Source organism: Burkholderia sp. E168m22, assembly GCF_001319805.1.
Taxonomy (GTDB): domain Bacteria; phylum Pseudomonadota; class Gammaproteobacteria; order Burkholderiales; family Burkholderiaceae; genus Burkholderia; species Burkholderia orbicola.
In genome coordinates this window covers 1-13476 of the sequence record NZ_BBSK01000148.1, presented here as the reverse complement: position 1 = coordinate 13476, position 13476 = coordinate 1, and the positions used below count along the sequence as shown (strand labels likewise).

15 protein-coding genes are annotated in these 13476 nt (G+C 67.3%); 4 read left to right on the top strand and 11 right to left on the bottom strand.

Annotation, left to right across the window (positions count from 1 at the left end):
- Window positions 1-16: 16 nt before the first annotated feature.
- Window positions 17-352, bottom strand: coding sequence for a helix-turn-helix domain-containing protein (locus tag AP428_RS32745; protein ID WP_023474530.1), 336 nt, complete (start codon window positions 350-352; stop codon window positions 17-19).
- Between the two features lie 139 nt (window positions 353-491).
- On the opposite strand from AP428_RS32745, the gene AP428_RS32740 reads away from it, so the two are divergent.
- A complete protein-coding gene (locus tag AP428_RS32740; RefSeq protein WP_011549796.1) occupies window positions 492-1346 on the top strand; it encodes an SDR family oxidoreductase in 855 nt (284 codons plus the stop codon).
- Window positions 1347-1538: 192 nt separating this feature from the next.
- Here the strand turns inward: AP428_RS32740 and AP428_RS32735 are convergent, their stop codons facing one another.
- The 10 genes from AP428_RS32735 to AP428_RS32690 form a co-directional block, all read right to left on the bottom strand.
- Window positions 1539-2435 carry an amidohydrolase gene (locus AP428_RS32735; protein ID WP_011549797.1) on the bottom strand — a complete coding sequence of 299 codons (897 nt, stop codon included), beginning with the start codon at window positions 2433-2435 and terminating at the stop codon, window positions 1539-1541.
- 86 nt (window positions 2436-2521) lie between these two features.
- A complete protein-coding gene (gene rhaM, locus AP428_RS32730) occupies window positions 2522-2836 on the bottom strand; it encodes an L-rhamnose mutarotase (protein WP_011549798.1) in 315 nt (104 codons plus the stop codon).
- A 17-nt stretch (window positions 2837-2853) separates the two neighbouring features.
- Window positions 2854-3642 carry an SDR family NAD(P)-dependent oxidoreductase gene (locus tag AP428_RS32725; protein ID WP_011549799.1) on the bottom strand — a complete coding sequence of 263 codons (789 nt, stop codon included), beginning with the start codon at window positions 3640-3642 and terminating at the stop codon, window positions 2854-2856.
- A gap of 96 nt (window positions 3643-3738) precedes the next feature.
- Complete coding sequence (gene rhmD / locus AP428_RS32720) at window positions 3739-4917, bottom strand: L-rhamnonate dehydratase (protein ID WP_011549800.1); 1179 nt, start codon at window positions 4915-4917, stop codon at window positions 3739-3741.
- A gap of 104 nt (window positions 4918-5021) precedes the next feature.
- Window positions 5022-5957 carry a dihydrodipicolinate synthase family protein gene (locus AP428_RS32715; RefSeq protein WP_011549801.1) on the bottom strand — a complete coding sequence of 312 codons (936 nt, stop codon included), beginning with the start codon at window positions 5955-5957 and terminating at the stop codon, window positions 5022-5024.
- A gap of 78 nt (window positions 5958-6035) precedes the next feature.
- The gene (locus AP428_RS32710) at window positions 6036-6920 is read right to left on the bottom strand and encodes a glycosyltransferase family 2 protein (RefSeq protein WP_011549802.1); all 885 of its coding nucleotides are present in this window, start codon (window positions 6918-6920) and stop codon (window positions 6036-6038) included.
- Window positions 6921-7074: 154 nt separating this feature from the next.
- Window positions 7075-7776 carry a GntR family transcriptional regulator gene (locus tag AP428_RS32705; protein WP_011549803.1) on the bottom strand — a complete coding sequence of 234 codons (702 nt, stop codon included), beginning with the start codon at window positions 7774-7776 and terminating at the stop codon, window positions 7075-7077.
- A gap of 90 nt (window positions 7777-7866) precedes the next feature.
- The gene (locus AP428_RS32700) at window positions 7867-8682 is read right to left on the bottom strand and encodes an aspartate/glutamate racemase family protein (protein WP_011695033.1); all 816 of its coding nucleotides are present in this window, start codon (window positions 8680-8682) and stop codon (window positions 7867-7869) included.
- Window positions 8679-9923 (bottom strand): D-amino acid dehydrogenase, encoded by a 1245-nt coding sequence (locus AP428_RS32695; protein ID WP_011549805.1) that lies wholly within the window; start codon window positions 9921-9923, stop codon window positions 8679-8681. The genes AP428_RS32700 and AP428_RS32695 overlap by 4 nt, the downstream gene beginning before the upstream one ends.
- 17 nt (window positions 9924-9940) lie before the next feature.
- Window positions 9941-10291, bottom strand: coding sequence for a RidA family protein (locus AP428_RS32690; protein WP_012336771.1), 351 nt, complete (start codon window positions 10289-10291; stop codon window positions 9941-9943).
- Window positions 10292-10609: 318 nt separating this feature from the next.
- On the opposite strand from AP428_RS32690, the gene AP428_RS32685 reads away from it, so the two are divergent.
- The 3 genes from AP428_RS32685 to AP428_RS32675 all read left to right on the top strand — a co-directional run.
- Entirely contained in the window at window positions 10610-11710 is a 1101-nt protein-coding gene (locus tag AP428_RS32685; RefSeq protein ID WP_011549807.1) for an ABC transporter substrate-binding protein, read from the top strand.
- A 36-nt stretch (window positions 11711-11746) separates the two neighbouring features.
- Window positions 11747-12640 (top strand): branched-chain amino acid ABC transporter permease, encoded by an 894-nt coding sequence (locus AP428_RS32680; protein WP_006481231.1) that lies wholly within the window; start codon window positions 11747-11749, stop codon window positions 12638-12640.
- Window positions 12633-13476 (top strand): branched-chain amino acid ABC transporter permease (locus AP428_RS32675; RefSeq protein WP_063934032.1); only part of this gene is annotated, 844 nt, incomplete at its 3' end. The genes AP428_RS32680 and AP428_RS32675, both read left to right, overlap by 8 nt.

The following is a 13476-nucleotide window of genomic DNA, read 5'->3' as shown; positions in this document are numbered from 1 at the left end:
GGCCAGGCGGAAATGGCTAGCGGGGCCGATCGCGAAGCAGCAGGCGCGACCCGACCTCCACGATCGACGTAATCGCCGGCAGCAGTTCCTGGCCCAGCGACGTCAACTCGTATTCCACCGACGGCGGCGACGTCGGCAACACGCTTCGCCGGATCACGCCCCGCTCCTCGAGATCACGCAGCCTGCCGGTCAGCACCTTCGCGGTGATGGTCGGGTTGTCGCGCCGCAACTCCGAAAACCGACGCGGGCCATTGCTCAGGCACCAGATCAGTTCGGGCGTCCACAGGCCGCCGATCAACGCCATGCATTTCGACATCGGGCAGCCGGGAAGCGGCTCCACCTTCTTTCGCATTCTCAAGCCCATCGTCGTCCCGGGATGGTTTCCATTTGGTTACTTGAAAATGATGGTAACCGATGGATAGGTGGTTTCCAATGGAAACCTTCATCCCTACACTGGGAGCCTCACCCACCGATTCACGGAGAGAATGAACATGTATGCAATAACGGGAGCATCCGGGCAACTCGGGCGCCTTGTGATCGATGCATTGCTTGAAACCGTTCCGGCCGACCGGATCGTCGCGGCGGTCAGGAATCCCGCGAAGGCACGCGACCTCGAGGCGCGCGGCGTGGTGGTGCGCGAGGCCGACTACAAGCGGCCTGAAACGCTCGCCAGCGCGTTCGTCGGGGTCGACAAACTCCTGCTGATCTCGTCGACCGAAGTCGCCGGGCGCCTGCCGCTGCATCGCGCGGTGATCGACGCGGCCCGGCGGGCGGAAGTCTCGTTGCTCGCCTATACGAGCATGCTGCACGCCGACACCTCGCCCGCCCGACTCGCGATCGAGCACCGGCAGACGGAAGAAATCATCGCGGCCGCCGGCCTTCCCGCCGTCATTCTTCGCAATGGCTGGTACACCGAGAACCATCTGATGGCCCTCCCCGCGGCCCTCGAGCACGGCGCGTTCATCGGGGCCGCGAAGGACGGGCGCTTCTCTTCCGCCGCGCGCAAGGACTATGCGGCGGCCGCGGCCGTGGCACTGGCGACGGACGGCCATGCAGGAAAAACGTATGAGCTGGCGGCGGACGATGCGTTCACGCTCGCGCAACTGGCTGCCGAGGTTTCGCGGCAGTCCGGCAAGACCGTTGTCTACAACGATCTCGCGCAGGATGCTTATGCAGACGCGCTGACGAGCGCCGGGCTGCCGCCCGAGTTTGCCAGCGTCCTGGCCGATGCCGACGTGGCCGCGTCGCGCGGTGCGCTGTTCGACGAGGGCGGCGCCCTCGCGCGACTGATCGGTCGACCCACGACGCCGTTGGCGAGCGTCGTCGCGACCGCGCTGCGCGGTTAAAGCGAGCAGGTTCCTGGGCGGCGGCCCGCGCCGCTCGACGGCGCGCAGTGTGGCCGGCGCCGATCCAGCCGGCCGCCCTGCTGCGCCTGGCCCGTCGGAGCCGGCGCAAGCGTACGTTGCGGCGCGGTGCGAATCACGCCGACCGGCGACGCGCGGAGTGCACGTCCGTTGGCGTCCACGGTGACACGCGGCTCACAATCGGTACGTTCGCAGCGCATTGTGGACGAACAGCGCCTCGCGCTCCTCGTCGCCGGCGCCCGCGACGATCGCCGCGTAAGCGTGCCAGAGCGCCCGATAGCCGGCATGGAGTCGATCGACCGGGAAGTTCGACGCGAACATGCAGCGCGCCACGCCGAACACGTCGATGGCCTCGAGCACGTACGGGCGGAAACTTTCGACCGTCCAGCGATGGTCGAACATCGCGAGCCCGGACAGCTTCATCGTCACGTTCGCCCGCCGCGCGAGCCCGCGCAGTCCGTCGCGCCATTCGCGCCAGCCGTGCACGCTGCTTCGGTCGACGAACATGCCCGTGTGATTGACGATCACGGGCGTGTCGGGGTGCGCGTCGATGACGGCGAGCGCGGCGCCGACCTGGGCGGGGTACAGCTGCAGGTCGAACGACAAACCGAACTCGCTCAGCATCCCGAAGTTCTCTCGCCAGCGCGGCTCGGCCAGATAATCCACGTCGACGTAGTTGTACCAAGGGTCCGGATGCCGGTTCAACACCTGCCGGATGCCGCGCACGTTCGGATGCGCCGCCGCGCCGGCGAGCCGGATGCGTGCGTCCGGCGCGAACAGGTCGACGCCCGCGACGATGCCGTCCGGCATCCCGTCGCTCGCCGGCGCATCGGCAAGCGCCTGCAGCCAGTCGACTTCGCTCGGCGTCGTCCACGCATCGTGGATTGCCTCGACATGCACGACCTTCAGCACGTCGATATCCGCGCCGGCGTCCGCGCGCAGGTCCGCGGGCAGGTACCGGCGCGGCAATTCCGCCACCGCACCCGAGAACGCCGGTCGGGCGCGATCGAGCCAGCCGTAGCTCAGCGCGTCGGCGTCCCAGAAATGGACATGGGGATCGACAACCTGCATGTGGGCTCCATGAGTTGATGCGCCACGATGATCCGCTGCCACGGGTCGGCACACGTCGAACGTGGCCGCCCGTTGAGCGGCCGGCCTCATTCCAGATGAAACATCGGCTCCAGCGCTTTCTCGACCGGGCGCCCGTCCGGCCCGGTCGCCATCAGGTCGGCCATGTACGCCCACCAGCGACGCATCACGTCCGTTTCGGCGAGTTGCGCGATCCGGTGATCGGCCGGCCGTTTGAGCACGGCGAACAGGTGATGGGTGTCGTCGTCGAGAAAGATCCAGTAGTCCGAGATACCCGCCGCGCGAAGCGCGTCGGCGAGTTCCGGCCAGATCGCATCGTGCCGGCGCCGGTATTCGTCCCGCTTGCCGGGGTGCAGGTGCATCCTGAAGGCGATCGTTTCCATGGCCATGCCTCGCGGTTTCACTGAAGGTTCACGTACATGCCGCCGTCGACGAGCAGCGCGGCGCCGTTCACGTAGCGCGCCATGTCGGACGCGAGAAATACGACGCAGTCGGCGACGTCGTCCGGCTCGCCGAGGCGACCGAGCGGAATCCTGCGCTCGAAGTACTCGGTCTTGCCGGGCGCGGCGAGATCGTCGTCGTTGATTTCGGTCCGGATCGTGCCGGGCAGCACCGAATTGCAGCGAATCCGGTGCGGCGCGAGCGCGACCGCGCACGACTGCATCAGCGCATGGACGCCAGCCTTGGTCGGCGTGTAGTGCGTCTGCATGCCGCCGCCGACCAGCGCGCTGATCGAGCTGGTCGCGACGATCGCGCCGCCGTGCCCTTGCGCGGCCATTTGCCGGGCGACGGCCTGGGTCATGTAGAACGCGCCGTGCAGGTTCACTTCCATCGTTCGTTGCAGCAGCTCGGGCGGCAAGTCCAGGAAGCCGTGGAACGGGCAGATTCCGGCATTGCTCGCCAGCACGTCGATCCGGCCGAATCGCTCGACTGCGGCCGCGACCAGCGCGCGCGCCGTGTCGGGCTGCGCGACGTCGCCCGGCACGGCCAGCGCGTCGCGCCCCGTCGCGCGGATCGCGTCGACGAGCGCGTCGATCTCGTGCTCGGCCTGCGCGGGCAGCAGCGGGTTCGTCCAGTAGTTGACGACGATGTCGGCGCCATGCCGCGCACACGCCAGCGCGATCGCACGGCCGATCCCGCGCGATCCGCCCGTCACGACGACGATCCTGTCTTCGAGCAACTTCGTCATTGCGCTCTCCTCTGCCTCGACCATCGCGCGCGCCGCAGCGGCTGCCGCGCCGTTCGAGCCGGCCGCATCACGATGCGGATGCACGCATCCGCGCGCTCAGTGTTCGTACGGGCGCTGCATGCGCACGTCCGGATTCAGACGCACGCCGAACCCGGGGGTGTCGGGCACCTTCATCCGCCCGCCGACCGGCACCGGTTCGTCGAGCAGCAGCGGATCGAACATCGGTACGACACGATCCGCCTGCGGCGCCATCATCAGGAATTCGGCGAACGGGCTGTTGTGGCGCGTCGTGACGAAGTGATAGCTGTAAACCGACGAGCCGTGCGGAATCACCAGCACGCCGCGCGCATCGGCGAGCGCCGAGATCCGCATCAGCTCGGTGAGCCCGCCGCACCAGCCCACGTCCGGCTGAATGATGTCGCAGCACTCCATCTCCAGCAGCATGCGGAAGCCCCAGCGGGTCGCCTCGTGCTCGCCGGTCGTGACGAGCATGCCGCGCGGCACGTCGCGGCGCAGCTTCGCATAGCCCCAATAGTCGTCGGGCGGCAGGCATTCCTCGATCCATTTCAGGCCGAGCGCGTGCGCTTCGTGCGCGAGCCGCGTCGCATACGGCACGTCGAGGCTCATCCAGCAGTCGAGCATCAGCCAGAAATCGGCGCCGACACGCGAACGCATGTCGGCAAGCGCGTCGAGATTGCGGCGCAGGCCGGCCTCTCCCTCGGCCGGGCCGTGATGCAACGGCAGCTTGCCGCCGATGAAGCCCATCTCCTTCGCGAGATCGGGCCGGGCGCCGGTCGCGTAGAACTCGAGCTCGTCGCGCACCTTGCCGCCGAGCAACTGGTGCACGGGCTCCCGCCGAACCTTGGCAAGCAGATCCCACAGCGCGAGATCGACGCCGGAGATCGCATTGAGCACGACACCCTTGCGCCCGTAGTACAGCGTCGCGTGGAACATCTGATCCCACATCTTCTCGATGTCGGTCACGCGCTGCCCTTCGATGAAGCGCGCAAGATGCCGCTCGACGATGAACGCGCCGATCTCGCCGCCGGTCGTCACGGCGAAACCGACCGTGCCGTCACTGGCCTCGACCTCGATCACGAGCGTGCCGAGCACGTTGATGCCGAACGACTGGCGGCTTTGCCGGTATTCGGGGTAGCGCGACATCGGCGTCGCGATGTGGTCGTCGATCCAGTGACCGGCATCCTGATCGTGGTAGTCGGCACCGCCACCACGCACCGTCAGCGCGCGGACCGCGCGTATCGTCGGCATGCTCATTCTTCGGGTTCCTTGGTTGGGTCATCGAGTACGGCGGCCGCGCGTACGCGTCGTGCGCACGGACCGCGGCGGAAATCGCAAGGTCGTGCTGCGAGGCGGCCGCGTCAGCGTGCCCAGCGCAGCACCCGCGCGTCGAGCCGTCGCGCGATCTCGATCAGGCCCGCGCGCGTGGCCGGATGCAGCGGCGCGAGCGGACGGCGCGGCGCGTCCGATGCGATCACGCCGCCCTCCTTCATCAGCGCCTTCGCCGCCAGCAGGCCGGCCTGACGATTTTCGTAATTGATCAACGGCAGCCATTGCTCGTACTGGGCGACCGCCTCGTCGCGCCGCCCGGCGAGATACGCGGCGAGAATCGGCCGCAGCCCGTCCGGATAACCGCCGCCGAGGATGCTGCCGGTCGCGCCCGCATCGAGATCGGCGAGCAGCGTGATCGCTTCCTCGCCGTCGAACGGCCCCTCGATCGCGTCGCCGCCGAGCGCGATCAGCTCGCGCAGCTTCGCTGCCGATTGCGGCACCTCGATCTTGAAATAGCGCAGATTCGGAATCGTGTGCGCGATGCGCGCCAGAAACGCGGCCGATACTTGCGTGCCGCTCATCGGCGCATCCTGGTACATGATCGGAATCGCGATCGCGTCGGAAAGCTCCGCATAGAACTGCTCGATCGCAGCCTCGCCGCAACGAATCGTCGCGCCGTGGTACGGCGGCATCACCATCACCATCGACGCACCGGCCGCCTGCGCGGCGCGGCTGCGCGCCGCGCAGATCGCCGGACTGAAATGCGTGGTCGTCACGATCACCGGCACGCGCCCCGCTACGTGCTCGAGGATCGCCGCGATGAGCCGCTCGCGCTCGTCGTCGGTCAACGAAAACTGCTCCGAGTAGTTCGCCAGGATGCACAGGCCATCCGCTCCCGCGTCGATGATGAAGTCGACACAGCGCTTCTGGCCCGGCATGTCGATCTCGCCCGACTCGGTGAAGATCGTCGGCGCGACGGAGAACGCGCCTGTATAGCGGCGGTGAATCGGCGTAGGCAAGCTCATCTGGAACCCTCTCTTATAATCAGTGATCCGAATTGTATGGCGCGTTCGTCATGCGCCGATACCGCGATAAATCACGCGTCACACGCGCCCGTACCGCCCTCGCAGCCCGTCCGTCACGCCGCAATAGATCGCCTTCAGCTTCAGGCGCTTGTTACGCGCATGCAGCAACACGAACGCGACGTGCTTGAGCGTGATGAGATTGATTAGCAGCATCGCCGGATAGCGCCGCCAGTAGTCGCGCGCGACGAGGATGCAGTTGCGCGCCGCATAGTAGTGGCGCAGCGCGCTCTGATCGAAGATCTCGACGCGCGGCCAGTGCTGCTGCGCGGACGGGCTGCCGAGTTCGTGGGGCAGCGACACGTCGGCGTTGACGCACACCGGCACGCCGTGCGCCTGCGCGCGCATGCAGTATTCCGCGTCGACGTGGTCGATGAAGAAGTCCTCGCGGAAGCGGCCGAGCGCACGATACGCGTCGAGCGAGATCGCGGTGCCCGACGAGATGATGACCGAGCACGACAGCAGGCCGTGCGCGCCGCCGTGGATTGGTGTGATCTGCGCGGACCAGCGGCGCACCGTGAACAACGGCAGGTCGCGCTGAAAATTGCGGTTGAAGATCCGCGGGCCGACCAGGAAGCGGCTGTCGCCCACCCGCGCGCAGCCGGCCAGCATGCGATCGAAATAGTCGTCCGGAACGTGTGAATCCTGGTCGAAGATGAAGAAGACGTCGCAGCCGCGGCCGATCAGGAATTCGACGCCGGCGTTGAACGCACCGGCGATACCGCCGCGATTGTGATTCGGGATCACGTCGACGCCGCCTGCGGCGAGCCGTGCGTACAGCGCGGGATCGGCGGCGGGCGAATTGTCGACCGCGACGACGGCGGGGCTTTTCGCGGGCAAGGTCAGCAAATGCTCGATCTGCGCGGCGGAGGGTTTATACAGCGTGACCAACGTACCGTGTGGCATGACGGCACCTCGTGACGATCAAGTAGCGATGCGCCGCGCCGGTCGATCCGGGCGGCCCGTCCTCCTTTGCACGACTGCTTGTCTCGTCGACCGGCCGGTCCTGCCCGTTCGCGTGCGGCACGCGAACGTCGCACGCGCCGCGGCCGGTCTTTCCTTATTTTGCGTACAGCTTGACGACGCTCGCCTGGACGACGCGCGTGATCTCTTCCATCCGCCAGCGGATATGCGTGTCGGTCAGCGTCGTGCAGCGCGCCGCATCGCGTTCGGCGAGCGCGTCGAGAATCTCGAGATGCTCGGTAAACGCCTCGTTGCGTCGCTGATCGACGTCGACCCAGCGCACGTAGTGAATCCGCGCATTGATCCCTTGCAGCACCCGGCCGATCTCGGCATTGCCCGACAACGCGGCGAGCTCCAGGTGAAACTGCTCATCCTTGACAACCAGCTCGGCCGACGACATTCGCGCGGCATTCTTCATCACCTGCTTCCAGAAGCGACGCAGCGCCTTGATGTCGTTGTCCGACGCACGCTCGCACGCGAGCATCACCGCGGTCGTCTCGATCGAGCGACGCAATTCGAACAGATCGAACACATCCTTCCCCTCCAGTTCCCGAATGAAGAAACCGCGGTTCGGCACGAACACCAGCAAATTTTCGGCAACGAGCCGGTTCAGCGCCTCGCGAATCGGCGTACGACTCACGTTGAAGCGCTCGGCAAGCTCCAGCTCGTTGAACCGTTCGCCCGGCCGGATCTCGTACAGCACGGCCATCTGTTTCAACTGCTCGTAAATCTCGTTGACCGTGAGGCCCGTGCGCGTGGGCGCCGCGGTCTCCCGGCCAGCCATAACGGAAGTCGACATCTCGTCTCCTGGTTCCACCTGTTGTCACCGCGCGTCATTATCCATCGGCAATTTGCCCGCGCGCGTCTTTTTACCTGTACGAGCCATGGGTCAGCGCATCAGCAGGCTGCCGAAGCCCGGCACGGGATCGTCGATGCCCGCGAGCCGCAGCGCGTGCCATGCGAGCGCGTGATTGCTCGACAGCACGGGTTTGCCCGCCCGCGCCTCGATGTCGGCCAGCGCATCGACGATGCGCAGGCTCGTGCACGACACGAATACCGCATCGACGGCCGGATCGGCGGCGAGCGTCAGCACCGCGTGCTCGATCGACGAGCGCTCGATCCGGGCGACCTCGTTGTCGTCGCGGTGCTCGAACGAGCCCACCCGCACGATATCGACGCCGCGTGCACGCAGGTACGCGGCCATCGCATCGTTGATCGCGCGCTCGTATGGCGTCAGCAGTGCGACGCCGCGCGCGCCGAGCGCCGTCAGCGCGACGCGTGCCGCGGTAATCGGCGTGGTGCACGCGACGCCGGGCCGCGCCTCGCGAATGCGCTCGAAGACGCGTTCCTCGCCGAGCACCATCGACGCCGACGTGCAGCCGAACGCCACGACGTCGAGGCGCTCGCCCGGCCGGATCAACTCGACCGCCGCGCAGATGCCGCCGTCCATCCGCGCGAGCGTTTCGGCCGTGATCTCGGCCGAATTCGCGATCCGGCTTTCGTAGAACGCGACGCCATCGATGGCGAGCAGACGTCGCCACTCGTATTCGATCGTATGATCGGTCGCCAGCACGACGAGGCCGATCGCCGCGCGCCGCGCGATGCCGGCGTCGAGCGAGAAATCGAAGCGGGCGTACGCATCGCGCGCCGGGCCGGCGCCGACACCCGGATCGGACGTCTGGGGGGTAGAGAGAAGTTCGCTCATTGCAGGGTCATCCCGGTGATGTCGATGTCGGGCCGCTTGCCGTGAATCAGATCCGCCACGATCTTCGCGGTGCCGCACGACATGGTCCAGCCCATATGGCCGTGGCCGGTGTTGAAAAACAGGTTGCGGTGCCGGGATGCGCCGATGATCGGCGTGCCCTCCGGCGTCATCGGCCGCAGCCCGGCCCAGTACGACGGCTTCGCGTAGTCGGCGCCGTTCGGGAACAGTGCCTGCGCGGTCGCGAGCATGTGCGCGAAATCGCCCGGCGAATGCGTGGTGTCGTAGCCGCTGAACTCGGCGGTCGCGGTCAGCCGCAGCCGGTCGCCGAAGCGCGCCCAGGCGACGAGCTGGTTCTCCTCGACGCCGCCGAGCGCCGGCGGCTCGTGCGTATCGCCGATCGGCAGCGTGACCGAGTACCCCTTGACCGGATAGATCGGCAACCGGTAGCCGAGCGCGCGCGCGACGCCCGGCGAATACGCGCCGAGCGCGAGCACGTAACGATCGCCGCTCACGCGGCCCTGCGACGTCTCGACGTAGTCGATCGCGTCGGCGCTCGCGCGCACGCCGTCGATCGACGTGCCGAAGCGAAATTCGACGCCGAGCGCACGGCAGCGCTCGGCGAGCGCGCGCGTGAACAGATGCGCGTCGCCGCTCTCGTCGCTCGGGCAATGGATCGCACCCGCGATCCCGGCCGCCGCGTGGCGCAGCGCCGGCTCGCGTTCGACGGTGGCCCGCGCATCCAGGATATCGAGCGGCAGGCCGTTGTCGGTCAGGATCCGCATGTTCGCGACGCCGCGCTCGAACGACGCCGGATCGCGATACAGGTACAACAGCCCGCCGCTCGTGCGGTCGTACTCGAGCCGTTCGTCGCGCGTCGCCTGCTGAAGTCGCTGCTGCGCATAACGGCACAGCCGCACCTTGATCGACGTGTTGCGGCGCGAGCGCTCGGCCGTGCAGTTCTGCAGGAACAGCGCGCACCAGGCCCACATGCGCCAGTCGGGCGTCCATTTGAGCCGCAGCGCCTGGCCATCGGCGAACAGCGACTTGAAGAGGATCTTCGGCGCACGCGGCGACGCCCAGGTATACGAATGGCCAGGCGCGATCAACCCCGCATTCGCGAAGCTGGTTTCGAGCGCGACGCCGTCGCGACGCTCGATCACCGTCACCTCGTCGCCGGCCTTCGCGAGAAAATATGCAGTGGTCACGCCGACGATGCCGCCGCCGAGCACGATCGTCTTCATCGTCCGGTTCTCCTGTACTAGCTCGCGGCAATCGCCGCGATCTCGACCGTGTACTGGGGAAACGCGAGCTTCGATTCGACGCACGCGCGTGCCGGTGCGTCGCCCTGCGGCACCCACGCGTCCCACACACTGTTCATCTCGGCGAAGCTGCGATAGTCGGCCAGCCAGATGCTCGCGGATACGATCCGGCGCTTGTCGAGCCCCACGCCTTCGAGCAGCCGGTCGATCTTGTCGAGAATCTGACGGGTCTGTCCGGCCACGTCGAGCGACGTGTCGTCCGCCACCTGACCCGCGACGAAAGCCAGCCCGCCCGCGACCACCAGTTGGCTCATCCGTTCACCCACGCCGTATCGCTTGATCTCCACCATCTGACTGCCCTCCGAGGCCGTGTCGAGTTGGGCAGATTTAAGCACTGCAATTCACCTCTGTATACACTTTTTTCAGAAATATTCTCGATTGCTCCACATTGGAGCGCGCGTGCACCACGGCTATTCGCGATCTTTATATGCGTGCATAAATGCATGAAAACAGGGCGATTTTTCTATAATTCACAGGGCTTTTACGATTCTTCACAGCCATTCGAAAATTTATTTGCAAACGATTTTTGATCTGTGATTCTGTCGACACTTTTGTATATCAAACCATGCCGCCAGCCGTGCGGCCGACCATGCGACAGGAGAACGAAGATGAAGGCAAGTCAGTGGAGTGTCGGTATCTGGATCGCGCTCGGTGCGGTTGCGTCGGGCGCTGCACAGGCCGACGTGAGCGTGGGCGCGGTGCTGCCGCTGACCGGCGCGAGTGCGTCGATCGGCGAAGACCAGCGCCGCGGCATCGAGCTCGCCGTCGCGCAGATCAATGCGAAAGGCGGCGTGCTGGGCCAGAAGCTCGCCGTGCGCATCGAGGATTCGGGCGGCTCGGCCAATACCGCGCTCGACGCCGCACGCAAGCTCGCGACCGTCGAGCACGTGCCGGTCGTGCTCGGCGAGTTCTCGTCGTCGGTGACGATTCCGGTCGGGCAGTTCCTGGTGCGTCAGGGCGACGTGCACATCAACATCGGCTCGTCGAGTCAGCAAGTGCGCAAGATCGGCGCGGGCTCGTTCAGCGTGATCGGGCTGGACGACCTGTCCGCGCGCTTCGCCGCGCAGGACGTGTATGCCCGCAAGCTGCGCCGCATCGCACTGATCGCGCCGAACAACGGCTATGGCCAGGGCATCGCGGGCGAATTCAGGAAGCGTTTCGAGGCGCTCGGCGGCACGGTGGTGTCGACGGTGCTCTACACGGAAGGGCAGTCGACCTATCGCCGCGAGCTGGAGCAGGCGTCGCGCGCGCAGCCCGACGCGTACGTCTACAGCGCCTATGGCCAGGAAGCCGCGACGCTGAACCGCCAGGCGTTCGAGATGCGGCTCAACCAGCATCCGTGGTACGGCATCTATCTGACGATGTGCACGAGCGACACGCCCGCGCAGATCGCGCAAGGCCAGATCGGCCTCGAGGTCGCCGCGCTCGGCGCGGGCGCGAAAGCGTATGCGAGCGCCTATCAGGCCGCGTACAACGAGGCCCCGCGCTCGGCGTTCGGCAGCTATGCGTACGACGCGACGCTGTTGTCCGCCGCCGCGATCGGCCGCGCGCAATCCATCGAACCGGCGAAGATTCGCACGGCGCTCGCGGCATTGGGCAAGTCGTATACCGGCGTGACCGGCGCGATCGCGTTCGATGCCGACGGCCAGCGCGAAGTCCAGCCCTACGAGAAGGTGATCTACCGCCAATCGGTCGTCGCGCAGCAGTGAGCGACCGCCCGCCTGGATGAACCCGAGGACCTCGCCATGCTGTCATTCATTGTCGACGTATTGATCCGCACCGCCGATCTGCTGCTGGTGTCGGTCGGCTTGTCGACGCTCTATTCGCTGATCCGCTTTCCCAACATCGCGCATGTCCAGTACGCGATGCTCGGCGCATTCGCGACGCTCTGGCTGGAGCGCGCGGGGATGCCGTTCGCACTCGCGACGGTCGTGTCCTGCGTGCTGGTCGGCACGGCCGCGACGCTGCTGAACCTGTTCGTGTTCGCGAGACTGCTGCGCTCCGGCAGCGCGGTGGCGATGATCGGCTCGCTCGCGATCTCGATGCTCGCGGTCGCGCTGGTGCTCGGCGTCGCCGGTTCGCGGCCGCAGCAGTATGCGCAGGACGTGCACCCGCCGATGGTGATCGCCGGCGTCGCGCTGTCCGTGCCGCAGTTGGGCTCGATCGCATGCGGCGCCGGCGCGCTCGCGATATTCGCGGCACTGCTGTACCGCACCGGCCTCGGCCGGGCGATGCGCGCGCTCGCGTCGAATCGCGCACTGGCGCTCGCGACCGGCATCGACGCGACCCGCGTGACCAACGTGATCACGTTCGCGAGCGGCGTGCTGGCGGCGCTCGGCGGCACGATGCTCGGCGCCACCGAGAGCGTGCACGTGAATCTCGGCTACGGGCTGTTGATCCCGGTGTTTTCCGCGGCGATCCTGGGCGGCCTCGGCAATCCGCTCGGGGCGGCAGCCGGTGCGCTGCTGATCGCGGTGGCCGAAACCGTCGCGTTGAACGTCGATTTCGGCGGGCTCGTCGACCGGCCGATGCAGTTCTTTCCGGTCGAGTACGTCGGCGCGGTGTCGTTCGCGATCCTGCTCGTCGCCCTCATCTTCCGGCCCTACGGCATCTTCGATCGGGAGGTACGGCGTGTCTAGTTTCGTCATCCATCTGCTGACCGTCGGCTGCCTGTACGCGACGATGGCGCTCGGGCTGAACCTGCAGGCCGGCTATGCGGGGCTCGTCAATTTCGGCTTCATTGCGTTCAGCGGGCTCGGCGCGTACGCGGCCGGCATCGCGTCGCAGCTCGGCTGGCCGTTGCCTTCGGCGCTGGCGCTCGCGCTGGCCGCCGCGGGGGCGCTGGCGATCGTCGTCGCACGGCTCGGGCGACAGCTCTCCGCCGACTACTGGGGGATCGCGACGCTCGCGATCGCCGAGATCCTGCGCACGATCGCGCTCAACGAAAGCTGGCTGACCGGCGGCGCGCAAGGCATCGGCGGCATCGCGCCGCTGTTCCCCGGGCTGCGGGCGCCGTGGGCCGATCTCGCGTTTCTCGCGGTCACGGCCGGCTGCCTCGCGCTCACCTACGCGACCTACCGGCGCCTGACCGCGAGCCGCTTCGGCCGGGCGCTGAAGGTGATGCGCGAAGAACCCGCGCTCGCCGTCTGCTTCGGCTACGATCCGCTCGCGCTGAAGACGCGCGCGAGCATCGCGGGGGCGCTTCCCGCCGCGCTCGCCGGGGCGCTCGCCGCGTGGTACATCGGCTACGTCGGGCCGGACGCGATGATCGCGTCCGAGACCTTCGCGCTCTGGACCGTCGTGATGGTCGGCGGCCTCGGCAGCCACGTGGGCGTGCTGGTCGGCACGCTGATCGTGCAGGCCGTCTACGCGCTGGCGCCGTTTCTCAAGGACTGGCTCGGGGTCGGCAGCGACCTGACCGGCGCGGTGCGGCTGGGCCTGGTCGGCCTGATGCTGCTCGCGTGCGTGCTCTGGC